The following is a 23,473-nucleotide window of genomic DNA, read 5'->3' as shown; positions in this document are numbered from 1 at the left end:
GCCCGCTCGAAGTTCCAGCTTTCGGGCGGGGGAGTCGTACCACAATGCGGTACCATTGAGGGGACTCTTGGGAGAGGACCGATCTCGATGACCAGCATGTCCGCCAGTGAAGCGCGAAGCAACCTGTTCCCACTGATCGAGCAGGTCAACGACGATGCGATCGCGGTCCACATCACCAGCCGCAAAGGCAACGCCGTCCTGATTTCCGAGGACGAGTACAACTCGCTGCGGGAGACGCTCTACCTTCTGCGATCCCCTGCGAATGCCGCCCGGTTGGCCATGGGCATCGCCCAGTTGGAGACCGGTGACGTGGTCGAGGTCGACGTGCGGAAGGTCGCGGAGGAACTCGAGTGAGGGTCATTTTCGCGAAGGCCGCGTTGGAGGATCTGACGCACTGGATCGACACTGATCGGAAACTCGCCCTGCGGATCATGCGCCTGATCGATGAGATCGAACGCGATCCCTTCGCTGGAATCGGCAAGCCCGAACCGCTGAGGGGCGACAAGTCGGGCTACTGGTCTCGGCGCATCAATGACGAGCATCGTTTGGTCTACGCGATCCAGGGCAACGACCTCCTCGTCGCCCAGGCCCGCTACCACTATTGATCGTCTGCGGAGGTCGGGGCCTGCACCCTTCGGCGACGGGCAAGCTCCGTCATCCACCGTCGGGACCGGTGTCTGGGTAGCTGAGGTGTTCTGGCTCCTCCCCGACGTCGAAATCGGATGAGCGGGCCGTGCAGGCAAGGCGTCCGGGTCGATGGCCTAGAGTTATAGGGCATCTATCCGCCGATTCGGTTTGGAGCTTTCCCCTACAATGACTGAACAAAACGCTGGTGCAGGCGCTTCCTACGCTGCGGCGGGCGTGAGCATCGAAGCCGGTGACCGCGCCGTCGAATTGTTCGGACCATTGGCCAGGAAGGCCAGCCGACCCGAGGTGCAGGGCGGCATCGGCGGGTTCGCCGGGATGTTCGCGCTCAAGGGCGGGTACCGGGAACCGTTGCTGGCCGCCTCCACCGACGGTGTGGGCACCAAGATCGCCATCGCTCAGGCACTGGACAAGCACGACACCGTCGGCCTGGACCTGGTCGCCATGGTCGTGGACGACCTGGTGGTGTGTGGCGCCGAGCCGCTGTTCCTGCAGGACTACATCGCCATCGGCAAGGTCATCCCGGAGAAGGTCGCCGAGATCGTCTCCGGCATCGCCGAGGGTTGCATCAAGGCCGGCTGCGCGCTGCTGGGTGGCGAGACCGCCGAGCACCCGGGCCTGATGGATCCCGATGATTACGACCTGTCCGCCACCGGTGTCGGCGTCGTCGAAGCCGACTCGGTGCTGGGCCCCGACCGGGTTCGCCCCGGTGACGTGGTCATCGCGATGGGCTCGTCGGGTCTGCACTCCAACGGTTACAGCCTCGCCCGCAAGGTGCTGCTGGACATCGACCGGATGTCGCTGACCGGGCACGTCGAGGAGTTCGGCCGCACGCTGGGCGAGGAACTGCTCGAGCCGACCCGCATCTACGCCAAGGACTGCCTCGCGCTGATCGCCGAAACCGATGTGCGCACGTTCTCGCACGTCACCGGTGGTGGCCTGGCCGCCAACCTCGCGCGCGTGCTGCCCGCGGGCCTGGTGGCCGAGCTGGACCGCGGCACCTGGAACCCGGCACCGGTGTTCAAGATGATCGCGCAGCGCGGACGTGTCGAGCGCATCGAGATGGAGAAGACGTTCAACATGGGCGTCGGCATGGTCGCGATCGTGGCGCCCGAGGATGCCGACCGTGCGCTGGCGGTGCTCACCGCCCGCCACATCGACTGCTGGACGCTGGGACAGGTCAAGAAGGCCGCCGACGTGGAAGCGCCGCGTGCGGTGCTGCTGGGCGACCACCCCAGGTTCTGATCTTTCACAGCACTGAGCCGGGCCGCAGACAGTCTGCGGCCCGGCTCACGTGTTTCCGGGGTTTGTAGCCACCCCGCAACGGCTACCCCAAGATGGGTCGGCTCGGAGTGGTCGGGGCTTCGAGGCGACCAACACGACGAGCGTCCTGTGTGTGCACAGGACGCTCGTCGCGTATTCAGGTATTCACCGCAATAGCTGCAACTTCAGCGGCGCCAGCTGTCGTAGCCGTCGTCATCGTCGTCCCATCGGGACGGCGACTCCTCCGGCTCCTCGGATAGCACTGCACTACTCCTTGGTGCGGAGTAGGGCGAAGCATCGCTATCCGACAGCTCGCGCTGAAGGCTCGCGAAGTCGGTCGGCGCGGAGCTGTACTTGAGCTCACGTGCGACTTTGGTCTGCTTTGCCTTAGCCCGGCCACGGCCCATGGCTGACCCCCTCGCGTCACTGCGGGGCGGCCTGGGGTTTGTTGGCGGCCCCGTTCGAATTAATACTCTTCCTGACAGACACTTTAGCGTGTGTCAGACCGTCGCGCTCCCAGGAGTGGGTGAAGACCTGTCGAAGCGCCCCGGTTTGCCCCGACTTCGCCCAGACCGGCCGGTCTCAGAAGACCCCCGGAATCGCGCGGATGACCCCGACTCTGGCATCGCCGCCCAACACCGCGGTGGCCGCGAGCGCGGTGTGCTCGTCGGACCATTCCACGCCCAGTTCGCGCAGAATCGCCAGCGTCAGCGGCATCCGGGCCCGATCGTGACCGTCGGAAATCTTGTACGCGAAGGCTCTGCCGTCGGGCAGCGCACCCGCGTGCACGCCGTCGGCGCCGATCTTGCAGAACAATCCGGGGGTCGTCGACATCGCCAGCAGATCCGGTCCGCTCGTGCCGGAAATCACTCGCGGATTGCTTCGAACCGCGTCGGCGATCCGGCGCGGCGCGGTCCCCGGCTCGGCCGTGGTGAACCCGGCGAAGGCCCGCGCGAGGTTGATCAGCGACACCGGCACGATCGGCAGCCCACACCCGTCGATGCCGAGATCGGTCTCGGGTTCGTCGGTGAAATCGGCGATCGTGGCCAACACCGCCTGCTGCAACGGGTGGTCGAGGTCGAGATACCCGGTGCGCGGCCAGTCGTTGATCACACAGGTCGCCAACATCGCGGCGTGCTTGCCCGAACAGTTCATGTACACGCGACTCGCGCCGTCCCCGCTGATCGCCGCGGCACGGGCGTTCTCCTCGAACGGCAGATCCGGCGGACAGGCCAGATCGTCGTCGGTGAACCCGTAGCGCTCCAGCAGCCGGCGAACCAACGCGATGTGGTCCGGCTCGCCGAAGTGCGACGCGGTCGCGATGGCGAGTTCGTCGTCATCGACGGGATCGAAACCGTTGCGCAACAAGGCCAGTGCCTGCATCGGCTTGTTCGTCGACCGCGGGAAGATCGGCCCGTGCACCTCACCGAGCTCGACGGTAGGGGTGCCGAGGGCGTCGAGAACGACCACGGAACCGCGATGCACACACTCCCGAAAACCGGACCGAACAACTTCGACCAGTTCGACGCTCACGCTGCGACCTCCATGCCTTCCAGGCGATTCGTGCCGGGGTTCATCGCCCGCGCAGCCGGTTGACGGCGGCGCGGCCTGCCTGCTCGACGTCGTCGGCGGGGACCGAGTCGGGGTCGATGGCGGCGGCCATGCTGCCGACTACCAGTTCGGTGCCCGCGGGGACCGAACGTTTGACCAGGGCCAGGGCGATCGGGCCGAGTTCGTAGTGGTCGATGACGGTGCCGAGGCGGCCGACGGTGCGGCCGCCCGCGGTGACGTCGTCGCCGGTGGTGGGGCGTTCGTCGGCGGAGCCGTCCAGGTGCAGGAGCACGAGGTTGCGTGGGGGTTTGCCGAGGTTGTGGACGCGGGCGACGGTTTCCTGGCCGCGGTAGCAACCCTTGTTCAGGTGTACCGCGCCGTGCTCGTCGATGCCGCCGATCCAGCGGGCCTCGTGCGGGATGGTGCGTTCGTCGGTGTCGATGCCGATTCGGGGTTTCACCGCGGCCACTCGCAGCGCGTCGTAGGCCCACATGCCTGCGGGTTCGGCGCCGGCCTGGGTCAGCTTGGTCCACCAGGACGACAGGTCGGTGCGGGGGACGATGAGGTCGAAGGAGTCGCCGGGCATCCGGCGCAGGAAGCCGCCGCCGGGAAGCGCGACGGCGCCGTAGGTCTCGGGCAGGCCGTCGAGACCGAGGGCGGGCAGCAGCGTGTCCACTTGTGGGCCCAGCAGGCTCAGCACGGCGTGATCGGGGGCGGCTACGGGTTTCGCGTCGGCCCAGAACACCATCTTCTGCAGAAACGACAGCAGGGCGGGGCCGCGGTCGGCTTCGGTGTCCAGCCACAGGGTGCCGTCGAGGTCGGTGAGCACGAAATGGTTCAGGACACGGCCGTTGAGATCGAGGTCGAGGGTTTCGGCGCTGTGCGCGTCGGGCAGCGCGGCGATGTGCTGGCTGGTGATGGTGTGCAACCAGCTCAGGCGTTCGGCGCCGGTGATCGTCGCGAGGCTGCGGTGGGAGCGATCCACGACCGCGACTCGCTGCGCGGCGGCCTTCTGCTCACCGAACGGATCGCCGTAATGCCAGGCGACAGCGGCGTCCGGCGTATCGGGAGCACCCGCGACGGCACCCGGAGTATGAAGAACAGGACTGGGGGCGACGACCTGTGACACGACACCCACTGTAGGCGCGTTGGCCGACACGCGCCGCACGCGGGCCGCCGACCGCCGCGCGTCGCGAGCCGGATTCTTAGCAGCGGTACACGTCACGGACCGATAACGCCTACGCTTCGCGCATGGGAGAACGGGTTCTTGTGACACTCGACGGGACGGTCGCCGACGCGAACGTGCCGTCACTGTATGCCGACGACATCGGCGCACTGCGCGGCGATGGAGTATTCGAAACGATTTTGGTGCGCGGCGGAGTAGCAACCGCGCTGGAATTCCACCTGGCCAGACTGCGTCGCTCGGCGCAGGCACTGGAACTGCCGGAGCCGGGCCTGTCGCGCTGGCGCTCCGCGGTGGAATTGGCTGTGAAGGAATGGGGTTCGGAATCCGAAGGCATGTTGCGGTTGATCTACACGCGCGGCCGCGACTCCGAATTCGACGCGCCGCGCTCGGAGCTCGCGCCCGAGGATCCGCAGCCCACCGCGTATGTGCTCGTCTCCCCGGTGCCCGCGCGCGTGGCGACGGTGCGGGCCGAGGGCGTGAAGGTGATGTCGCTGGCGCGCGGCATCTCCGTCGACCTCGCGCAGGCCGCGCCGTGGCAGCTGCTGGGCGCGAAAACGCTGTCGTACGCCACCAATATGGCGGCGCTGCGGTTCGCGCGGCGGATGGGCGCCGACGACGTGATCTTCCACAGCACCGAACACAAGGTGCTGGAAGGCCCGCGCTCGTCGGTGGTGATCGCGCGCGGCAAGGAACTGATCACCGTGCCGCAGAAAAGCGGTGTGCTGCCCGGTGTCACCCAGCGGGCGCTGTTCAATGTGGCCGAGAAGGCGGGGTGGGAGTGCAAGTACCAAACACTGTTCACCGCAGACCTTTTCGACTGTGACAGCATCTGGCTGCTGTCGAGTGTGACCCTGGCCGCACGGGTGAACCAGCTCGACGGCATTCGCCTGTCGGCGCCCGACAACGCGCAGGAGATCATCGACCTGGTCGACCTGGGGATCGAACGGCCGGGGACCATCGGAGACTGGTGACCGTTGCGTGGGGCGCGGGTGGGCGCGCCCCTGCGGTAAGGCTTTTCGCGCACCGTGGCGGTTGTCACCCTTGATGCGGGTGGTTGCGGGCGTACGATCTACTACAAGTCGTCGTAGTAGATCGGTGGAGGTCGGATGGACACCCTGGATGTCTCCCGGTGGCAGTTCGGGATCACGACCGTCTACCACTTTCTGTTCGTCCCGCTGACCATCGGCCTCGCGCCGCTGATCGCGATGATGCAGACCGCCTGGGTGATCACGGGCAACGAACGCTGGTACCGCCTGACCAAATTCTTCGGCAAGCTGTTCCTGATCAACTTCGCCCTCGGCGTGGCCACGGGCATCGTGCAGGAATTCCAGTTCGGGATGAACTGGAGCGAGTACTCGCGTTTCATCGGCGATGTGTTCGGTGCGCCACTGGCTTTGGAGGCGCTGATCGCGTTCTTCATGGAGTCCACGTTCATCGGACTGTGGATCTTCGGGTGGACTCGACTGCCTCGGCTGGTGCACCTGGCGACCATCTGGATCGTGGCGATCGGGGTCAACGCTTCAGCGTTCTTCATCGTCGCCGCCAATTCGTTCATGCAGCATCCGGTGGGGGCTCGGTACAATCCGGAAACCAAACGTGCTGAGCTGGAAAGTATTTGGGCGCTGTTGACCAATAACACTGCGTTGGCGGCTTTTCCGCACGTGGTGGCGGGTGCGTTTCTGACTGCGGGAACCTTCGTGGCCGGTATTGCCGGCTGGTGGATGGTGCGTAATGCGCGCAGTGGTGATTCGGTTAAACTTGCTGAGGCGCAAACGATGTGGCGGCCGGTGGGACGGGCGTCACTGGTAGTGGTCGCGCTGTCCGGGGCCGCGTTGATTCTCACCGGCGATATTCAAGGCAAGCTGATGTTCGAGCAGCAGCCGATGAAGATGGCTTCGGCGGAATCGTTGTGCCACACCGCAACTGACCCCGACTTCTCCATTCTCACCGTCGGCACGCACAACAATTGCGACAGTGTCGTGCACGTACTGGAAGTGCCGTATGTGCTGCCGTATCTGTCCAAAGGTGAGTTCACCGGGGTGACCTTGGATGGTGTCGTCGACCTGCAGAAGACCTACAACGTCGCCTATGGGCCCGGTGATTATCGGCCGAATCTGTTCGTCACCTACTGGTCGTTCCGCGCCATGATCGGCCTGGCCGGCGGGTCGGTGCTGCTGCTCCTGGCCGGATTCTGGCTCACCCGCGGCGGCCGAGTCCCTGATCAGCGGTGGTTCGGGTGGTTGAGCCTGCTCGCCATTCCCACGCCGTTCCTGGCCAACGCCGCGGGGTGGGTGTTCACCGAGATGGGGCGTCAGCCGTGGGCGGTGGTGCCCAACCCGACCGGCGACCCGAACATTCGGATGACGGTGCAGCAGGCGGTATCCGGGCATTCCGTCGGGACCGTGGTGTTCTCGCTGGTGGTGTTCACGGTGCTGTACGGCGCGCTGGCGATGGTGTGGTTCTACCTGATGCGGCGGTACGTCGAAGCAGGCCCGGACACGCCGAAGCAGGCCACGGACCGGCCCGACAACGACCAGCTTTCCTTCGCGTACTAGGAGCCGACGATGGGTCTGCAACAGTTCTGGTTCGTCCTGATCGGGGTGCTGTTCACCGGCTACTTCGTGCTCGAGGGGTTCGACTTCGGGGTCGGAATGTTGATGCCGATTCTCGGTCGGCGGTCCGACACGCGGCGGCGGGTGGTGCTCAACACGATCGGGCCCGTGTGGGACGGTAACGAGGTCTGGCTGATCACCGCGGGTGGGGCGCTGTTCGCGGCGTTTCCCGAGTGGTACGCCAGCATGTTCTCCGGGTTCTACCTGGCGTTGTTGCTGCTGCTGGTCGCGCTGATCCTGCGGGTGTGCGCGATCGAATACCGGGGCAAGATCAACGATCCGAAGTGGCGGGCCTGGTGCGATGTCGGGATCGGGATCGGGTCGTGGATTCCGGCGCTGGCCTGGGGATGGGTGTTCGCGAATCTGGTGCGCGGGGTGCCGTTGAACGCGGACAGGCAGGTGGTGGGGTCGGTGTGGGAGTTGCTCAGCCCGTACGCACTGCTCGGTGGGTTGGCGACGGCGACTCTGTTCGCGCTGCACGGTGCGGTTTTCCTGGTGCTCAAAACCGCGGGCGACGTTCGAACGGACGCTGTGCGGCTGGCCAGGTTACTGCTGATTCCTACCGCGATGGTGGTCGGCGGGTTCGGGCTGTGGACGCAGCTCGCCTATGGGGCCTCCTGGACTTGGATCATGGTGGCGACCGCGGTGCTCGGGCTCGTGCTCGCGGGCGTGGCGAATACGGCCGGGCGTGATGGATGGGCCTTTGTCGGAACGACCCTTACTGTTGTTTCCGCGACCGTGTTGATCGTGGGGTCGATGTTCCCGAATGTCATGCCGTCGACGATCGACCCGCTCTACGACCTGACCATCTACAACGCGTCATCGACGGCGTATACGTTGAAGGTGATGAGCTGGGCGGCGGTGCTCGCTACGCCGGTAGTACTGATTTATCAGGGATGGACCTATTGGGTTTTCCGGCAGCGAATTCGAGTCGAACAGATTCCGCCGCCGGTGGGTTTGCCTGTCTAGTGCTCGCGAAAGGTCGGACGCTGTGGTGTCGGAGAGCTTGTCGCAAGACGAACGGTCGGTGCCCGTCGACGAGGTAGCGACTCGTCGACGGAAGGGGCCCGTTGATCCTCGGCTGTGGCGATATGCGCAGTCGGCTCGGCCGCATCTGGTGGTCGCGGTCGCGTTGGCGATGGTGATCACGGGGACGATCGTGGTGATGGCGATCATGTTGGGGCGGGTGTTGGCGGGGGTCATCACTGATCCGAGCAGGCGTGAGTTCGGTTCGTGGACAGGTGAATTGGTGGCGATTGCTGTCGCTGTCGCGGTGCGGGGATTGGCTAGTTGGTGGCAGGCGCGGTTGGCGCATCGGGCCGGGGCTGCGGTGGTCGCTGAGCTCGAGACTGCGGTGTTGCGGGCCGGGGCGTTGCTGCCTCCTCGGGAGTTGGATGCGCGGCGGACCGAGATCGCGGTGGTTGTCGGTAATGGGCTCAGTGGGTTGCGCGGGTGGTTCACGGGGTACCTGCCCGCGCTGTTGTTGGCCTGTTTGGTGCCACCGGTTGTGTTGATAGTCATCGCGTTTCACGATCCGACGTCCGCGCTGATCGCGGTGATCACCGTGCCGTTGATTCCTGTCTTCATGATTCTGATCGGGCTGCTCACGCAAGGGCGGGCCGAGGCCACGCTCGCGGCGACCACTCGGTTGTCCGATCAGATCTTGGATCTTTTCGCGGGGATGCCGACGCTGCGTGCGCTCGGGCGCGAGGGGGCCGAGGGGCCTTCGATGGTGAAACAGGTGCAGGCGCTGGGGGATTCGCTGCGGGAGCGGACCATGCGTGCGCTGCGGATGGCGTTTCTTTCGTCGATGGTGTTGGAAAGTCTTGCGACGCTGAGTGTTGCGATCATCGCGGTGGCCATCGGGTTGCGGTTGGTGTTCGGGGAGATGGCGTTGTACAGCGGGATGGTGGCATTGATTTTGGCGCCCGAGGTGTATTGGCCGTTGCGGGTGGTGGGGGAGAAGTTTCATGCGGCGCAGGATGGGATGGCTGCGGCGCAGCGGGCGTTTGCTGTGTTGGAGCCGGGGGAGGGGGTGGATCGGGGGTCCGGTGCGGCGGACCGGCAGTCCGACGCAGCGGAACGTGCGCTTCCCGATGCTGAATCGACGGTGGTGGGCATCGGCGAATCCCGTGCTACCGCTGAGGTAGGCGTGGCGCGAATTGTGCTGCGCGGGTTGACTGTTGATGCCAGATCAGGGACCGCGCCCGACCAGTTGACTGCCGAACTCGCGCCAGGTGTCGTGACTGCCCTGACCGGGCCCAATGGATGCGGGAAATCGACTGCCTTCCAGGCGATTCTCGGGTTGATTTCGCCCGATGAAGGCGCTGTTCTTGTAGACGGCACCGATGTTCGCGAGCTCGATCCGGACAGTTGGTGGAGTCGGATCGCGTGGTTGCCGCAGCGGCCGGTGCTCGTTCCCGGAACCTTGCGCGAGAACATCGAGTTGCTCGGCGCGCGGTCCGACAGTGCGGTAGATTTGCAACGGATCAGTGCGGCAACAGGATTCGATGAAGTGCTGGCCGAACTCCCCGACGGCTGGGACACGGTCGTCGGACAGAACGGCACGGGCTTGTCCCTCGGTCAACGCCAACGCCTCGCATTGACTCGCGTCCTCGCCGCCGATCGGCCCATCCTGCTCTTGGACGAACCCACCGCTCACCTTGATCCCGACAGTGAGCGACGTGTGCTGGATACCTTGCGCACACTCGCCGATCGCGGTGCGACGGTTGTCGTCATCGCCCACCGACCGACAGTTCTCGCGGCGGCAGATGTGGTCGTCGAGGTGGTCGCCGGCGTTGCAACGTCCGACCGAACCGGCCAGGAGGTGCGGGTCTCGTGATTTCCACGCGTAAGCAGGAACGATCCGGTGGTGCGGGCACCATTCGCGATGCTCGGACGAAGAAGTACGCGACCCGCGGCGAGGATCGAGTAGATGCCGTCGCGGGTTCGCGCGGGGGGAAATCGGAGGGCGGTGTTGTTCGGGATCTGCGCGAGATGTGGCGGCTGCTGGAATTGTCCCCGGGGCGGGTCGCGATCGCGATCGCGTGGGGTGTGGCCGCATTGGGCAGTGGGCTCGGGTTGGCCGCGCTCGCCGCGTGGTTGATCGCACGGGCTTGGCAGATGCCGCCAGTCCTCGACCTGAGTGTCGCGGTGGTCGCGGTGCGGGCGTTGGGTATCTCGCGCGGGTTGTGTCGGTACCTGGAACGCCTGGCCACGCACGATGTGGCGTTGCGGGCGATGACGACCGCTCGGACCTCGGTGTATCGGACGTTGGCGCAGTCCGATGTGTGGTGGTGGCGGGATCGCCGGCGCAGTGAAGAGCAGAGTACGGATCGCGAACTGCGGCGCGGGGACGTGCTCGTCCGGATCGGTGCCGATATCGACGACCTCGGGGCGGTTGTCGTCCGGGTGCTGGTGCCGGTCGCGGTGGCAGTGGTGCTGTCGTTTGCCGCGGTGGGGTTGATCGCGTTCATCTCGCCGTTGGCGGCAGTGATTTTGGCTGTGGCGCTGGGTGTTTCAGGGATCCTCGCGCCGTGGTTGTCGGCGGTCGCCGCCCAGGAAGCAGAACGGGCCGTGCGCGCCGACCGAGCCGAGTTCACCGCCGAGGCATTGACCGTTCTCGACCACGCAGCTGAACTGCGCGTCGCAGGGCGCCTTGACGCGGCAATTTCAGTGGCAGACAAGGCATCTCACCGAGCCGTTGTCTCCGAAGACTCCGCCGCCTCCCGAAGCGCATGGGCAGCCGCAGCCACCCCCCTCTCGATCGGCATCAGCGCATTCGGCGCCCTACTGGTCGGCCTCGCCGCCTACGGCCCCACCGGCGGACTCCCCGGCGGCATGACCCCCATGGCCCTCACCATCCTGGTCCTGGTCCCCCTCTCCGCCTTCGAAGCCGTCGCCGCGCTCCCCGCCGCCGCAACCACCCTCACCACGTCCCGCGCAGCCCTGCACCGCCTCCGCGGCATCTCGACGAATTCATCCCCACCCGTCAACAGCCCGGCCACGATCGCAATGCCTGCGGGTCGCCGAATCGCCGTAGTCGGCCCCAGCGGCGCAGGCAAAACAACGCTGCTGATGGGATGGGCGGGCTTGTTCGACACTCCACGCGAAGGGGTCACCTTCTTCGCCGAAGACGCCCACCTCTTCGGCACCTCCATCCTGGAAAACCTCCGAGTAGCCCGCGGCGACCTCACCCCCGAAGAAGCCGAAAACGCCCTGGACACAGTAGGTCTCACCCCCTGGCTCACCTCCCTCCCCAACGGCATCCACACCCCCCTCACCGCAGGCGCCGCCGCAGTCTCCGGCGGCCAACGCCGCCGCCTCCTCCTAGCCCGAGCCCTCCTCTCCCCAGCCCAAACCCTCCTCCTGGACGAACCAACCGAACACCTATCCGCCACCGAAGGCGACCAACTCCTACGTAACCTCCTCGACCCCAACAGCGGCCTGGTCGCCCCCAACCGCACAGTCGTAGTCGTCACCCACCAACTCCCCACCACCCACCACGCCGATACGATCATCACCGTCGACCCACCGGAATCAGCAACATAGACAGCCCGCGGTCCTCGACAACCTGAGTTGTTGATCGGAGTATGCGTGACGGAATCCAGAAGATTCGATAGCTGGATGGGTGTATCGAATAAACGGTGGAGTCTCCCGCTATTTCTCCTGGTCCTTCTTATCGGCAGCGGGTCTGCGGTGGGTGCATTCGAGGCCTGGAACCAGGATCGCTGGCCCATCTTCGTGCTACTCACTCTGGTGGTTCTCGCATGCGCACTCGCCATTGCGCCACCTGTGCTCGCAGAGACGTACGTTTACGTACTCCTAGCCATTATGGTGCTGTCCTCTCCGCTGCTTTTAATGCCTCGCACACATACTTGGTGGAAGAGAACCTGGAGTCGCCTAATGGCCTCGAGCGGTCACCCCTCCAACTGACCACGTGGAGAAGGGGGCGCGGCGTCTCCGAGAATTGGGATCGCCCTACGTGGCTACCGGATCGGCCTCAGATTCGTCTCGTGCCGGCAGATCCAAAGTTCCGACGCGACGATCGACTCGGTCCTCGCCGAATACTGCGTCGATCTCGGCGCGCTCCGTGGCCGCATCTTCGACCCCTGCGAAGCGTGCGAGCCGTGCCTGGAGGTCGGATGTCAGCACATGCCGCGGCACCGGGACCGGCCGCAACTCGCCCACGGAATTCCCGTTTCTGGTGATGATGAAGTTCTCCCCCACTTCGAGCGCGTCCAACACTGCTGCAGTGCCGGTGCAGAGTTGGGTCTGGGTGATCGTCCTGGTCATGCTTCGAGGATGGCCGCTGGTGTCATGTCTGGCAAGGCTGAAAGCTCGGTGCGGAGTTGAGCATCGTTGTCGCGCAACATGATCTGATTGGCGCCGTGTCGGACCCAGGCGGTAGCTTTTCGCTATGACAAGGAAGCCGTCGAATCCGCACGATGCCTACGCGCGTCAGGTCCTCAGTCGTGCGGCCGACGCGGCCAGTGAGATCCGGGTCAACATCGATGCGGAACTCGCCGCTCGCATCGATCTCGACGGGATGGTGCTGGTGCCGGGCAGTTTCATCACCGAGGATCTTCGCTCGCTGTACAGCGACGTTCTCTACCGGACCACGATCGACGGCCGAGGCGCCTACATCTACATTTTGATCGAGCACCAGTCGTGCAGTGACCAGCTGATGGCATTCCGGATGCTCGGTTACGTGGTCAATATTTGGCGGCGGCACCTGGACGAGCATCCCAAGCCGGAGGTGCTGCCATTCGTTCTTCCGCTGGTGGTGCACAGCACCCACACCGGTCTGCGCTGGACCGCTCCCACCCAGCTCAGCGATCTGATCGACCTCGATGACGTCACCCGTGACCCGCTCTACCGGTACCTGCCACGGTTCGAGTTCCTTCTCGATGACGTCGCCCCGCTGGATGTCGCGGCCTTGCGTGCGCGCGAGTTGACCCCGGCGGCGCAGCTGATGTTGATCATGCACAAGATCGGACCAGGTAATCCCCACCTCGGCTCGGATATCATGGAGGTGGTTGACGAGCTACGGGCGCTGCTGGATGGGCCTTCGGGTGTCCGCGAGTTCGACATTTTGGTGACGTATCTGTTCATCGTCGGCGATGTGGGCGTCACTGATCTGCAGCCCTTGACCGATCGACTCGGTCCTCGAGCGAAGGAAGTTGTGATGACTACAGCGGAACGGCTGGAAGCGCGTGGGCGCGCGGAAGGCCGCGTCGAAATGCTGGTCGAGATGCTGACTGCCAAGTTCGGTCCGTTGCCGAGCGCGGTCGCGCAGCGGGTTCAGGTGGCCGATGCTGACGAACTTCATTTGTGGGCCAGGCGCGTGCTGACCGCTGACTCCTTGGCGGAAGTGTTCGCGTAGCCTGCTCGCTCCGTGCCGACATCCCCGGCCCCCGCGAAGCGCGAGTCGCTCCTCGAGGTCGGGTGCCTCGGCGACGCAAGGATGAATTCGCAGGTCAGCGCCGCGATTAAATCAATTGCGGGGTGTGGCGGTGGGGGATAGATTCTTCAGTACACAAGAGAGGAGGTGGTCTGAGGAATGTATGTTCAACGGATGCGTGAGGTGGCTGCTCGCTAGCAGCTTCACTGCGGGATGCCCCCAGCGGAGCTGAGAGTGAATCCCAAGCAGTCACCCGACCCCCGAGCCCCCGGATGATCCAACCGGGTTCGTCGTCCAGACGGAATGGCTCGGGGGTCGCACCATTTCCGGAAGAGAACGGCCCGCCCAGGGATCTGGGCGGGCCGGGGGAAGATTCTCAGCCGACGTAGCGCTGCAGGCGCGCGGACAGGCGGGGGACGAGGTCGCCGTCGGGGTCTACTCGTTCTTCTACGTAGGCCAGGTCGCCGTTGTCGACGATGCCGTAGAGGCGTTTCGCGCCGCCTACTACCGCGCCGGACTGGGTGCGGATGGAGACGTCGGTGGCCAGCTCCCAGGACGACTGGTTGCGGGCCTTGCCGTAGTAGAGCTCGATGACGCCGTTGCTGTGGGTGAGCAACAGTTCGATCATTTCGTTTTCGGAGCTCTCACCGGCGACCCGCCAGAAACCGCTTTCGCGCAGGTCGGGGCCCTCGTAGGCGCCTTCGCTGTCGAGTTTCCAGGTTTGGGATTGCCAGGTCAGGTATTCGCCGCCGTCGTGGGAGACGATGATCTGCTGGCCGAAGGCGTAGCCGCCCTCGGTGGGGTGGTGGCCTTCGCCTTCGCCGCGCCACACGCCCACCAGGGGGATCAGGGCCAGCATGGCGTGGTTGAGGTCGGGGCCTTGGCGCAGGTTCGCCGTGTCTTCGGGCAGCGGAAGGTCTGGCAGCACCGAAATGTTTCGGGCGCCAGTGGCTTTCGCGCGTTCCGCGGCTACTTCTACGGCCTCGTCACCGCTGCGACGTTGCGCCGCGGCTGATTCAGTACTCGCTTGCTCGGCCGGATCGGAACCCTCGCTAGCGAGCCCGCTCATGACTCGGTGAACAAGCGGTAGAAGACGTAAAGGCCGAACCAGCCGATGAGAATCGACACGGCCACCAGGAGTACTTCGAAGAAGAGGACCACAACCGAAGTCTAGCGACTCCGGCGGCAAGATACGAAAACGGCCCCGGCAGTTCCCGCACAGGAACTACCAGGGCCGTTGTGAGCTTCTTTACTTCGCGACGGCTACGTCGACGGAGTGGATGCCCGCGCCTTCGGGGCTGATCTCGGCGGAGCCGTTGCCCGACGAGCTCAGCGCGCGCAGGGTCCACGAACCCGGTGCGGCGAAGAAACGGAAATCGCCGGTGCCGGAGGCGACGACCTCGGCGGTGAAATCACCGTTGCCGTCCAGCAGACGCACGAACGCGCCGCCGACGGGCTGGCCGTCGGTGCTCAGGACACGGCCGGAGATGACCGTTTCCTTCTCCACGTCGACGCCGGCGGGGATGGCCTGACCCTGGGTAGGTGCTGCACACATATTGATTACGCTCCCAACTCGATAGGTGCTCCGACGAGGGAACCGTATTCGGTCCAGCTGCCGTCGTAGTTCTTGACGTTCTGGTGGCCCAGCAGCTCCTGCAGCACGAACCAGGTGTGCGAGGAACGCTCGCCGATGCGGCAGTAGGCGATGGTTTCCTTCTCGCCGTCCAGGCCCGCGGCCTTGTACAGCTCGGCCAGGTCGGCGTCGCTGCGGAAGGTGCCGTCTTCGTTGGCAGCCTTGCTCCACGGCACGTTGATCGCCGACGGGATGTGGCCGGGACGCTGGCTCTGCTCCTGCGGCAGGTGCGCGGGCGCGAGGATCTTGCCCGAGAACTCGTCGGGGCTGCGCACGTCGACCAGGTTCTTGGTGCCGATGGCCGCGATGACCTCGTCACGGAACGCGCGGATGCTCAGGTCGGGAGCGGCGGCCTTGTACTGGGTGGCCGGGCGCGAGACCGCGTCACGCGAGAGCGGACGACCGTCGAGCTCCCACTTCTTGCGACCGCCGTCGAGCAGCTTGACGTCGTTGTGGCCGTACAGCTTGAAGTACCAGTACGCGTACGCGGCGAACCAGTTGTTGTTGCCGCCGTACAGCACGACGGTGTCGTCGTTGCTGATGCCGCGAGCCGACAGCAGGTCGGAGAACTGCTCCTGGTTCACGAAGTCGCGGTTGACCTGATCCTGCAGGTCGGCCTTCCAGTCGAGGCGGATGGCGCCTTCGATGTGGCCACCTTCGTAGGCGGAGGTGTCCTCGTCGACCTCGACGAAGACGATGCCGGGGGCGTTGAGGTTCTCTTCGGCCCAGTCAACGGAGACCAGGACATCGGAGCGAGCCATGTTGTTCCTTTCAGAAGACGTGCAGGGGAGTCAGTTCGGTGCCGGGGTGGGGGTGGTCCGGCGGAAGCGGGCGACCAACGGGTAGATCTGGCAGCCCAGGCAGACCCCGAACGCCGCGTTCAAGAACGCCGCGAACAGGGCGAAGCCGGCGAACACCGCGCCGACGATCGAGGAGCCGAGCGCGAAGCCCAGCAGGGAGACACCGGCGAACGCGAAGCCCAGCGCCTGCGCGAAACGCAGCGGCGGGACGGGCTCGGTCTCGGTGGTGGGGCCGTTACGCGGCGCGATGAACGCGGCGTAGATCCGGCCGTAGGGGCCCTTTGCGGGGCCCGCAGCTGCGCCGATCGCGAAAACCACGGCCTGCGCGCCGATCAGGACGGCGGCGGCGGTGGTCGACACGGTGGCGACGAGCAGGACGAGCACCAGCACGGCGGTGGTCACCCAGGCCACGAAACGTGGCCCGCGGACATCGACGCGAGGTGGGGAATCGGAAGGGGTCATTGTGCGAACTCCTGCGCTTGAAGCTGAGTCAAGGGGGATCTGCCTGTTCGCCGGGGGATCGTGAAGATCACTCGCACGGCGGGCACAGGTCGACGTCAGAAATCTCGGGAGAGAAAAAGCCGACCGATCAGCAGCACAGGCAGCAACAACCACCGAGGCGACACAGGTCAACTGTGCGGCGTCGGGTGAGCATCAGCTCGTGGTCGGTTTGCACGTTGGATAGTTTACCCGGTCTTCCCGGGGAATGTCTCGGGGCCCCTGGATAGGGGGCTGGATCACACTGTCAGGGGTTCGAGGGCGGTGCGCAGATCGCCCGCCTTCGGCACGCCTGAGATGCGGAAACGTTCTTTTCCTTCGGCGTCGAAGACGAAGGTCGTCGGCAGCGAGAGCACGTTGAGTTCGCGGGCCAGCGCTGGATCGGCGTCGATGTCGATCTCGATATCGCGCGGGGCGTTCGGGGAATCGGACAGCTCGTCGGTGACGGACGCGACCACGCGTCGGACGGCATCACACGGCCCGCACCAGTCGGCGGAGAAGTGCAGGACCGCGGGGGCCGCGCCGGTCACACCGGCCGCGTCGAGCAGGCGGGTGCGCTGCCCGGTGTCCGGGTCGAGCGTGGCGGGGCGGACCTGGCCCTGCCTGCGGGACAGGAACAAGCCCAACGCGACGGCGGTCGCGAGGACGACGGCGAGGATGACGATCTCGATCACGGATGCTGCAATCTGTCCAGGTCGATGGTGACGTTGCGGCCCACACCTTCGACGACGATCTGACCGCCCAGCGCCGACACCTCCGACGGTGCGACACCGAACGGCAACTCCTTGGTATCGATGGTACGGCTGAACCGCTCGAGCACCGCGGCGCGATCTTCGTCGGAGATCTCGGACTTGGTCGCGGCGGTGGTGTCGGTCGGGCCGCTGCTCTTGTCGCGGTAGAAGCCGGTGGCCTGGATGCGGACCTGATCGCCGACGAGGAACAGATCGGCCTGCACCTGCACGGGCACCTTGGTGCTGTTGCCGGTGGGGACCACGTTCGCGCTCAGGACGCGACCGTTGGGCGCGGTGGACAGCGTGCCGGTGAGCACCAGGCCGCCCGCGGTGGTCATGCCCGAACCGCCGGAACCGCCGGTGCCGTCGGACTTGTCGGCGGGCCGGGTGTGCACCTGCAGGTCGGGAATGCCGAACAGTTTGCCGAGCTCGGTGGGCTCGATGTGCATCTTCGCGTCGATGCGATCGACCTGCACATTGCGGGCCGCGCCGTCCAGCAGTCGGCTCGTAGGGGCATGCAGCCCTTGGAGTTCGGCTTCGATGCCGATCTCGCCGGGGATGTCGGGGCGCACGCCGCGCGCGCGGATCGTCACGTCGTCGAAGCGGTTGTTCATCGCCTGGACGGCGAACGGGAAGCCGTGGAACGTGACCTCGGGATCGGCGGACAGATCCGCGCCTGCCCGCAGTTGACGGGAGACGTGGTACTCGGTGTAGGCGGCGGTGCCGAAATCGATGACCACCGCCGAACCGGCCAGGCAGAGAAGCCCGATGATCAGCTTGCGCATAAGAGGCAGACTAGCGGCTGGCACCGCCCTCGAGACATCGGGAGCGACCGAGAATGTCACAAAAGCGACGCCGTGTTGCGAGGTCGTGGCCGTATAGGGGCTAATGTTGCTGCTGAATTGACCTGTGTTTCGGCGACGTAGCTGCGCGGCAGCTGTCGGCCGCGAAGCAACGAGAATAGGAGGAGAGCCCCATGGAGCTGCTCCTGTTGACTTCCGACCCCAACCCCGACGCGGTGCTGCCGTCGTTGTCGCTGCTGGCGCACAACGTCCGGCCCGCGCCGACCGAGGTGTCGTCTCTGCTGGAAGCGAGCAGCGCCGACGTCGCGCTGGTCGACGCCAGGATCGACCTCGCCGGTGCGCGCGGTCTGTGTCGACTGCTCGGCAGCACCGGATCCTCGGTGCCGGTGGTCGCGGTGCTCACCGAGGGTGGTCTGGTGGCCGTCAACGCCGATTGGGGCCTGGACGACATCCTGCTGCCCGGCACCGGCCCCGCCGAACTCGACGCGCGGCTGCGGCTGCTGGTCGGACGCAACGGTGGCGTCGCGAGCCCGGAGAACACCGGCAAGATCACCCTGGGTGAGCTGGTGATCGACGAGGGCACCTACACCGCGCGACTGCGTGGTCGCCCGCTCGACCTCACCTACAAGGAATTCGAGCTGCTCAAGTACCTCGCGCAGCACGCGGGCCGGGTCTTCACCCGCGCGCAGCTGCTGCAGGAGGTGTGGGGGTACGACTTCTTCGGCGGCACCCGCACCGTCGACGTGCATGTGCGACGCCTGCGCGCCAAGCTGGGCACCGAGTACGAGTCGCTGATCGGCACCGTGCGCAATGTCGGCTACAAGGCCGTGCGCCCGGCCCGTGCCCCCAAGGGCGAGGCCGCGCCGGTGACCTTCGTCGACGAGGATCTCGACGGCGACGAGTCGTACGCCCCGGTCAACGGCTCCGCGCAGTAGCCCTCCAGCCGGGGCCACAGCGTGGTGGCGCGCGGCCGAGTAGCCTCCGGGGGGACCGTGCGGTAGTTACTACCGCTATCGAGGAGGACGCGATGCCGCAGCAGGCAACTCTGACCTGGACCGAGCAGATCGAACCCGCGACGGCGAGTCGAGTGCGCGCGCTGCTCGAGCGCGCGAAGGTCGAGGACGGCGTCGCGGCGGTGTCCGAGCAGGCGGTGTTGTCGCTGGCCGACGCGGATTCCTCGACCAGGCATCTGCTCGCCGAACGCGCGGGCGAACTCGTCGGCTACGCCAATCTCGTTGCCGCACATGACAATCACTCCGCGATGGCCGAAGTAGCCGTCGATCCGACCGCGCGCCGCACCGGCATCGGTACCGACCTGGTCCGCGCGGCTTTGACCGAGGGTGGGTCGGGTGCGCGAGTCTGGGCACACGGTGACCTGCCCGCCGCGAAGAAGCTGGCAACCGATCTCGGGCTGAGTACGGCCCGCGAACTGTGGCAGATGCGTCGATCGCTGGCAACACCGCAGCTACCGGAACTCGAGCTGCCCGAAAACCTCATCGTGCGCACGTACGCTGGCCCCATCGACGACCTCGAGATCCTGCGCGTGAACAACGCCGCGTTCGCCTGGCATCCCGAACAGGGCGGTTGGACCGCACGCGATATCGCCGCCCGACGCGCGGAATCCTGGTTCGAACCGGCAGGCCTTTTCCTGGCCTTCGACGTCGCCGATCCGTCCCGCCTGCTCGGCTTCCACTGGACCAAACAGCACCCCGACGCCGCCCCGGCAGGCGAGGTGTACGTGGTCGGTATCGACCCGTCCGCACAGGGTCGGGGCCTGGGCCGACTGCTCACCCTGGCCGGTCTGCGCCACCTCAAGGCCACCGGCTCGACGGAAGTCCTGCTCTACACCGAGGCCGACAACACCGCCGCCGTGCACACCTACACCAAGCTCGGCTTCGCGCCTTCACATATCGATGTGGCGTACGCACTGCCCTGATCACGTGCGCACTGCCCTGATGCGAGGCACCTCACATGCCAGATGAATTCTGGTGCGTCAGGAGAATATTGCGAGGATGACCGGGTACGGGCCGGTAAAACTGGGGCTAACGTCACACCCTGCGCCCGGTTTGCGCCGACGTGTTCATTCTCCGTTAACCCACGTCGGGCCAACTGTCAACCGGACGACCTTAGGTTACTTCTGGGCGGCACAGTCGTCGCCTGGTGCGCGCGTTCCATCGGAACTGCGAGTACTACCCAGCCTCACTCGGGCCGGTGAGGGACCGAGTGAGACACCCCAGCATTGTCGGAGGAAAAGTGAACTTCAAGCGCACCAGTGCCCTGGTCGGCGTTCTCGCCGCGGGCGCGATGACCCTGGCCGCCTGTGGCAGTGACGAGAACAGCACCGGCGATGCGAGCAACGCCGCCAACACCAGCGTTGCCTGCGGTGGCAAGAAGGCGCTCAAGGCGTCGGGTGCCTCGTCGCAGAAGAACGCCATGGAGCGTTTCGTCGCCGCCTACGAGGCCAACTGCGACGGCTTCACCCTCAACTACACCTCGTCCGGCTCGGGCGCGGGCGTCAACGAGTTCATCGGCGGCCAGACCGACTTCGGTGGCTCCGACTCGGCGCTGAGCTCGAAGAAGGAAGAGCCGGCCAAGGCGGCCGAGCGTTGCGCCAGCCCGGCGTGGAACCTGCCGACCGTCTTCGGTCCGATCGCGATCACCTACAACGTGGACGGCGTGTCCGACCTCGTGCTCGACGGCCCGACCGCGGCCAAGGTGTTCAACGGCTCCGTCGCCACCTGGGATGCCCCGGAGATCAAGGCGCTGAACCCGAACGCCAAGCTGCCTGCCGAGAAGATCGCCGTGATCTTCCGCTCCGACGAGTCGGGCACCACCGACAACTTCCAGCTCTACCTCGACGCGGCCTCGGACGGCGCGTGGGGCAAGGGCGGCGGCAAGACCTTCAACGGTGGCGTCGGCGAAGGCGCCAAGGGCAACGAGGGCACCTCGGCCGCGATCAAGAGCACCAAGAACTCGATCACCTACAACGAGTGGTCCTTCGCCAAGGCGCAGAACCTGTCCATCTCGCAGATCATCACCTCCGCGAGCAAGGACCCGGTCAAGCTGTCGGCCGAGACCGCGGCCAAGGCCATCGACGGCGTGAAGGTCAAGGGTGAGGGCAACGACCTGATCCTGGACACCAGCTCGTTCTACAAGCCGACCGTCGCCGGTTCGTACCCGATCGTCATGGCCACCTACGAGGTCGTGTGCTCCAAGTACGCCGATGCCGAGACCGGCAAGGCTGTCAAGGCGTTCCTGACCTCGGCCGTCACCAACGGCCAGAACGGTCTGACCGAGGCCGGCTACGTGCCGCTGCCCGACGCGTTCAAGACCAAGCTCACCACCGCGATCAACGCCATCTCCTGATCGCTTGATTGGCCATGACCATGAACCCTGAGGTGACCGCGGTGGGCTCGTCGAATTCGACGAGCCCACGGGCGGCCGGAGATACTGCGAATATGCCGACCGAACCGACATTCGACAAGGCCCCCGACGGGGATCGTCCCGGACGCTTGAACGCCGAGACGATCTTCCGATGGATGGCCACCGCGGCAGGCGCGACGATCGTCGCGTCGATCGCGTTGATCGCGCTGTTCCTGCTGATCCGCGCGGTCCCCTCGCTCATGGCCGACAACGCCAACTTCTTCACCAGCACCGAGTTCTCGACCGGCGATGCCAACAATCTCCGTTTCGGTATCCGCGACCTGTTCATGGTCACGGTCTTGAGCTCGGTGTTCGCACTGATCGTCGCGGTGCCGATCGGCGTCGGCATCGCGCTGTTCCTCACGCACTACGCGCCGTCGCGGCTGGGCAAGCCGTTCACGATGTTGATCGACTTGCTCGCCGCGGTGCCGTCCATCGTGTTCGGTCTGTGGGGCTTTTTGGTGCTGGCGCCGCAGATCGCGCCGGTGCAGGAATTCCTCAACAGCAACCTGGGCTGGTTCTTCCTGTTTGCCGACGGCAACGTCTCGATCGCCGGTGGCGGCACCATCTTCACCGCCGGTGTCGTGCTCGCGGTGATGATCCTGCCGATCATCACCTCGGTGGCCCGCGAGGTCTTCGCGCTCACCCCCCGCGCGCACATCGAGGCCGCGCAGGCGCTGGGCGCCACGAAGTGGGAAGTCGTGCGGATGACTGTGCTGCCGTACGGCCGCAGTGGTGTGATCGCCGGTTCCATGCTGGGTCTGGGCCGTGCGCTCGGTGAGACGATCGCCGTGCTTGTCGTGTTGCGTACCGCCAGCAACGCGGGTAACTGGTCGCTGTTCGACGGCGGCTACACCTTCGCCTCCAAGATCGCCTCGGCGGCTTCGGAGTTCAGTTCACCGCTGCCCACCGGTGCCTACATCGCCGCCGGTTTCGTTCTGTTCGCGCTGACCTTCGTGGTCAACGCGCTGGCCCGCCTGGCCTCCGGTGGAAAGGTGAACGGCTGATGACCACCACGACGACCCTGGACAAGCCGCTCAAGGCTCCGACCTTCCGGCACGTGAGTACCGGCAGGCGGATCAAGAACAACATCGCCACCGGCCTGGTGACCCTGTGCTTCCTCATCGCGCTGATCCCCCTGGTGTGGGTGCTCGGGCTGGTCGTGAGCAAGGGTTTCACCGCGATCATCAGCTCGGACTGGTGGTTCAACTCGCAGAAGGGCATCCTGCCCGAGCAGACCGGCGGCGGTGTCTACCACGCCATCTACGGCACGATCGTGCAGGCGCTGGTCGCCTCCGTCATCGCGGTGCCGCTGGGCATCATGGGCGCGGTCTACCTGGTCGAATACGGTCGCGGACGCCTGGCCAAGGTCACCACCTTCATGGTCGACATCCTCGCCGGTGTCCCCTCGATCGTGGCCGCGCTGTTCATCTTCGCCCTGTGGATCGCCACGCTGGGCATGCCGCAGAGCTCCTTCGCCGTCTCCCTGGCGCTGGTGCTGCTGATGCTGCCGGTGGTCGTGCGCAGCACCGAGGAAATGCTCAAGCTCGTGCCCGACGAGTTGCGTGAGGCGTCGTACGCGCTGGGTGTGCCGAAGTGGAAGACCATCCTGCGGATCGTCATCCCCACCGCCGCGCCCGGCATGATCTCCGGCATTCTGCTGTCGGTCGCCCGCGTGATGGGTGAGACCGCGCCGGTGCTCGTGCTGGTCGGCTACTCCAAGTCGATCAACCAGAACATCTTCGACGGCAATATGGCTTCGCTGCCGCTGTTGATCTACCAAGAGCTGGCCAACCCGGAGGCCGCGGGCCGCGAACGTGTCTGGGGTGCGGCGCTCACGCTGATCCTGATGATCGCGGCGCTGTACCTGGCTGCCGCCGGCGTCAACAAGCTGCTCACCCGGAACCGATAGAAGCGAACGGAAT

24 protein-coding genes are annotated in these 23,473 nt (G+C 65.7%); 14 read left to right on the top strand and 10 right to left on the bottom strand.

Annotated elements, in window-relative coordinates; genetic code table 11:
* The first annotated feature begins 87 nt into the window (after window positions 1-87).
* The 3 genes from ACFWU5_RS24515 (at window position 88) to purM (ending at window position 1,890) form a co-directional block, all read left to right on the top strand.
* Window positions 88-354 (top strand): type II toxin-antitoxin system Phd/YefM family antitoxin, encoded by a 267-nt coding sequence (locus ACFWU5_RS24515; protein WP_379241213.1) that lies wholly within the window; start codon window positions 88-90, stop codon window positions 352-354.
* Window positions 351-605: a Txe/YoeB family addiction module toxin gene (locus ACFWU5_RS24510; RefSeq protein ID WP_379241214.1), complete on the top strand. Its 255-nt coding sequence runs from the start codon at window positions 351-353 to the stop codon at window positions 603-605. The genes ACFWU5_RS24515 and ACFWU5_RS24510 overlap by 4 nt, the downstream gene beginning before the upstream one ends.
* Window positions 606-813: 208 nt before the next feature.
* Window positions 814-1,890, top strand: a complete 1,077-nt coding sequence (purM, locus tag ACFWU5_RS24505) for a phosphoribosylformylglycinamidine cyclo-ligase (RefSeq protein WP_379241221.1) — start codon at window positions 814-816, stop codon at window positions 1,888-1,890.
* Window positions 1,891-2,093: 203 nt separating this feature from the next.
* Here purM and ACFWU5_RS24500 read toward each other — a convergent pair whose 3' ends face one another.
* From ACFWU5_RS24500 to ACFWU5_RS24490, 3 genes are all read right to left on the bottom strand, one after another.
* Entirely contained in the window at window positions 2,094-2,315 is a 222-nt protein-coding gene (locus ACFWU5_RS24500) for a DUF3073 domain-containing protein (protein WP_379241222.1), read from the bottom strand.
* A 175-nt stretch (window positions 2,316-2,490) separates the two neighbouring features.
* Window positions 2,491-3,441, bottom strand: a complete 951-nt coding sequence (locus tag ACFWU5_RS24495) for an asparaginase (protein WP_379241223.1) — start codon at window positions 3,439-3,441, stop codon at window positions 2,491-2,493.
* 40 nt (window positions 3,442-3,481) lie between these two features.
* Window positions 3,482-4,588: a YgfZ/GcvT domain-containing protein gene (locus tag ACFWU5_RS24490; RefSeq protein WP_379269110.1), complete on the bottom strand. Its 1,107-nt coding sequence runs from the start codon at window positions 4,586-4,588 to the stop codon at window positions 3,482-3,484.
* Window positions 4,589-4,710: 122 nt separating this feature from the next.
* Here ACFWU5_RS24490 and ACFWU5_RS24485 point away from each other — a divergent pair, with 122 nt between their 5' ends.
* From ACFWU5_RS24485 to ACFWU5_RS24465, 5 genes are all read left to right on the top strand, one after another.
* Complete coding sequence (locus ACFWU5_RS24485) at window positions 4,711-5,616, top strand: aminodeoxychorismate lyase (protein ID WP_379241226.1); 906 nt, start codon at window positions 4,711-4,713, stop codon at window positions 5,614-5,616.
* A gap of 135 nt (window positions 5,617-5,751) precedes the next feature.
* Window positions 5,752-7,200 (top strand): cytochrome ubiquinol oxidase subunit I, encoded by a 1,449-nt coding sequence (locus ACFWU5_RS24480; protein WP_379269108.1) that lies wholly within the window; start codon window positions 5,752-5,754, stop codon window positions 7,198-7,200.
* 9 nt (window positions 7,201-7,209) lie between these two features.
* The gene (cydB, locus tag ACFWU5_RS24475; protein WP_379269107.1) at window positions 7,210-8,226 is read left to right on the top strand and encodes a cytochrome d ubiquinol oxidase subunit II; all 1,017 of its coding nucleotides are present in this window, start codon (window positions 7,210-7,212) and stop codon (window positions 8,224-8,226) included.
* 25 nt (window positions 8,227-8,251) lie between these two features.
* On the top strand, window positions 8,252-10,099 hold the full coding sequence (gene cydD, locus ACFWU5_RS24470; protein ID WP_379269133.1) for a thiol reductant ABC exporter subunit CydD: 1,848 nt from the start codon (window positions 8,252-8,254) through the stop codon (window positions 10,097-10,099).
* Between the two features lie 155 nt (window positions 10,100-10,254).
* Window positions 10,255-11,808 carry an ATP-binding cassette domain-containing protein gene (locus tag ACFWU5_RS24465; protein WP_379269131.1) on the top strand — a complete coding sequence of 518 codons (1,554 nt, stop codon included), beginning with the start codon at window positions 10,255-10,257 and terminating at the stop codon, window positions 11,806-11,808.
* A 429-nt stretch (window positions 11,809-12,237) separates the two neighbouring features.
* Here ACFWU5_RS24465 and ACFWU5_RS24460 read toward each other — a convergent pair whose 3' ends face one another.
* A complete protein-coding gene (locus ACFWU5_RS24460; RefSeq protein ID WP_379269105.1) occupies window positions 12,238-12,552 on the bottom strand; it encodes a type II toxin-antitoxin system Phd/YefM family antitoxin in 315 nt (104 codons plus the stop codon).
* Window positions 12,553-12,676: 124 nt separating this feature from the next.
* Between ACFWU5_RS24460 and ACFWU5_RS24455 the strand changes: the two genes are divergently transcribed.
* Window positions 12,677-13,642 (top strand): Rpn family recombination-promoting nuclease/putative transposase, encoded by a 966-nt coding sequence (locus ACFWU5_RS24455; protein ID WP_379269104.1) that lies wholly within the window; start codon window positions 12,677-12,679, stop codon window positions 13,640-13,642.
* A gap of 394 nt (window positions 13,643-14,036) precedes the next feature.
* Here ACFWU5_RS24455 and ACFWU5_RS24450 read toward each other — a convergent pair whose 3' ends face one another.
* From ACFWU5_RS24450 to ACFWU5_RS24425, 6 genes are all read right to left on the bottom strand, one after another.
* Complete coding sequence (locus tag ACFWU5_RS24450; protein ID WP_379269102.1) at window positions 14,037-14,729, bottom strand: FABP family protein; 693 nt, start codon at window positions 14,727-14,729, stop codon at window positions 14,037-14,039.
* Between the two features lie 180 nt (window positions 14,730-14,909).
* Window positions 14,910-15,215 (bottom strand): DUF1416 domain-containing protein, encoded by a 306-nt coding sequence (locus tag ACFWU5_RS24445; RefSeq protein WP_378910248.1) that lies wholly within the window; start codon window positions 15,213-15,215, stop codon window positions 14,910-14,912.
* A 5-nt stretch (window positions 15,216-15,220) separates the two neighbouring features.
* Window positions 15,221-16,054 carry a sulfurtransferase gene (locus ACFWU5_RS24440; RefSeq protein WP_379241235.1) on the bottom strand — a complete coding sequence of 278 codons (834 nt, stop codon included), beginning with the start codon at window positions 16,052-16,054 and terminating at the stop codon, window positions 15,221-15,223.
* 30 nt (window positions 16,055-16,084) lie between these two features.
* Window positions 16,085-16,555, bottom strand: a complete 471-nt coding sequence (locus ACFWU5_RS24435; RefSeq protein WP_379269100.1) for a DUF4395 domain-containing protein — start codon at window positions 16,553-16,555, stop codon at window positions 16,085-16,087.
* A 275-nt stretch (window positions 16,556-16,830) separates the two neighbouring features.
* A complete protein-coding gene (locus tag ACFWU5_RS24430) occupies window positions 16,831-17,265 on the bottom strand; it encodes a thioredoxin family protein (protein ID WP_379269098.1) in 435 nt (144 codons plus the stop codon).
* Window positions 17,262-18,107 carry an LmeA family phospholipid-binding protein gene (locus ACFWU5_RS24425; RefSeq protein WP_379269096.1) on the bottom strand — a complete coding sequence of 282 codons (846 nt, stop codon included), beginning with the start codon at window positions 18,105-18,107 and terminating at the stop codon, window positions 17,262-17,264. Before ACFWU5_RS24425 ends, ACFWU5_RS24430 begins: the two co-directional genes overlap by 4 nt.
* A 191-nt stretch (window positions 18,108-18,298) precedes the next feature.
* Between ACFWU5_RS24425 and ACFWU5_RS24420 the strand changes: the two genes are divergently transcribed.
* The 5 genes from ACFWU5_RS24420 to pstA all read left to right on the top strand — a co-directional run bounded on the left by ACFWU5_RS24420 (window position 18,299) and on the right by pstA (window position 23,460).
* Window positions 18,299-19,060, top strand: a complete 762-nt coding sequence (locus ACFWU5_RS24420; protein ID WP_379241239.1) for a winged-helix domain-containing protein — start codon at window positions 18,299-18,301, stop codon at window positions 19,058-19,060.
* A gap of 92 nt (window positions 19,061-19,152) precedes the next feature.
* Window positions 19,153-20,061 carry a mycothiol synthase gene (gene mshD, locus ACFWU5_RS24415; RefSeq protein ID WP_379269094.1) on the top strand — a complete coding sequence of 303 codons (909 nt, stop codon included), beginning with the start codon at window positions 19,153-19,155 and terminating at the stop codon, window positions 20,059-20,061.
* Window positions 20,062-20,378: 317 nt separating this feature from the next.
* Window positions 20,379-21,491 (top strand): phosphate ABC transporter substrate-binding protein PstS, encoded by a 1,113-nt coding sequence (gene pstS, locus ACFWU5_RS24410; RefSeq protein WP_379269093.1) that lies wholly within the window; start codon window positions 20,379-20,381, stop codon window positions 21,489-21,491.
* 92 nt (window positions 21,492-21,583) lie between these two features.
* Complete coding sequence (gene pstC / locus ACFWU5_RS24405) at window positions 21,584-22,555, top strand: phosphate ABC transporter permease subunit PstC (RefSeq protein WP_379269091.1); 972 nt, start codon at window positions 21,584-21,586, stop codon at window positions 22,553-22,555.
* Window positions 22,555-23,460 (top strand): phosphate ABC transporter permease PstA, encoded by a 906-nt coding sequence (gene pstA, locus ACFWU5_RS24400; protein WP_379241243.1) that lies wholly within the window; start codon window positions 22,555-22,557, stop codon window positions 23,458-23,460. Before pstC ends, pstA begins: the two co-directional genes overlap by 1 nt.
* The last annotated feature ends 13 nt before the right edge of the window (window positions 23,461-23,473 follow it).

Source organism: Nocardia sp. NPDC058640, assembly GCF_042716995.1.
Taxonomy (GTDB): domain Bacteria; phylum Actinomycetota; class Actinomycetes; order Mycobacteriales; family Mycobacteriaceae; genus Nocardia.
This window is presented reverse-complemented; position numbering and strand designations above follow the sequence as displayed.

Coding starts and splice junctions, on each gene's coding strand:
- ACFWU5_RS24515 (WP_379241213.1), top strand. CDS start 88: ATGACCAGCATGTCCGCCAGTGAAGCGCGAAGCAACCTGTTCCCACTG.
- purM (WP_379241221.1), top strand. CDS start 814: ATGACTGAACAAAACGCTGGTGCAGGCGCTTCCTACGCTGCGGCGGGC.
- ACFWU5_RS24500 (WP_379241222.1), bottom strand. CDS start 2,315: ATGGGCCGTGGCCGGGCTAAGGCAAAGCAGACCAAAGTCGCACGTGAG.
- ACFWU5_RS24485 (WP_379241226.1), top strand. CDS start 4,711: ATGGGAGAACGGGTTCTTGTGACACTCGACGGGACGGTCGCCGACGCG.
- ACFWU5_RS24480 (WP_379269108.1), top strand. CDS start 5,752: ATGGACACCCTGGATGTCTCCCGGTGGCAGTTCGGGATCACGACCGTC.
- cydB (WP_379269107.1), top strand. CDS start 7,210: ATGGGTCTGCAACAGTTCTGGTTCGTCCTGATCGGGGTGCTGTTCACC.
- ACFWU5_RS24465 (WP_379269131.1), top strand. CDS start 10,255: ATGTGGCGGCTGCTGGAATTGTCCCCGGGGCGGGTCGCGATCGCGATC.
- ACFWU5_RS24460 (WP_379269105.1), bottom strand. CDS start 12,552: ATGACCAGGACGATCACCCAGACCCAACTCTGCACCGGCACTGCAGCA.
- ACFWU5_RS24455 (WP_379269104.1), top strand. CDS start 12,677: ATGACAAGGAAGCCGTCGAATCCGCACGATGCCTACGCGCGTCAGGTC.
- ACFWU5_RS24450 (WP_379269102.1), bottom strand. CDS start 14,729: ATGAGCGGGCTCGCTAGCGAGGGTTCCGATCCGGCCGAGCAAGCGAGT.
- ACFWU5_RS24445 (WP_378910248.1), bottom strand. CDS start 15,215: ATGTGTGCAGCACCTACCCAGGGTCAGGCCATCCCCGCCGGCGTCGAC.
- ACFWU5_RS24440 (WP_379241235.1), bottom strand. CDS start 16,054: ATGGCTCGCTCCGATGTCCTGGTCTCCGTTGACTGGGCCGAAGAGAAC.
- ACFWU5_RS24435 (WP_379269100.1), bottom strand. CDS start 16,555: ATGACCCCTTCCGATTCCCCACCTCGCGTCGATGTCCGCGGGCCACGT.
- ACFWU5_RS24425 (WP_379269096.1), bottom strand. CDS start 18,107: ATGCGCAAGCTGATCATCGGGCTTCTCTGCCTGGCCGGTTCGGCGGTG.
- ACFWU5_RS24420 (WP_379241239.1), top strand. CDS start 18,299: ATGGAGCTGCTCCTGTTGACTTCCGACCCCAACCCCGACGCGGTGCTG.
- mshD (WP_379269094.1), top strand. CDS start 19,153: ATGCCGCAGCAGGCAACTCTGACCTGGACCGAGCAGATCGAACCCGCG.
- pstC (WP_379269091.1), top strand. CDS start 21,584: ATGCCGACCGAACCGACATTCGACAAGGCCCCCGACGGGGATCGTCCC.
- pstA (WP_379241243.1), top strand. CDS start 22,555: ATGACCACCACGACGACCCTGGACAAGCCGCTCAAGGCTCCGACCTTC.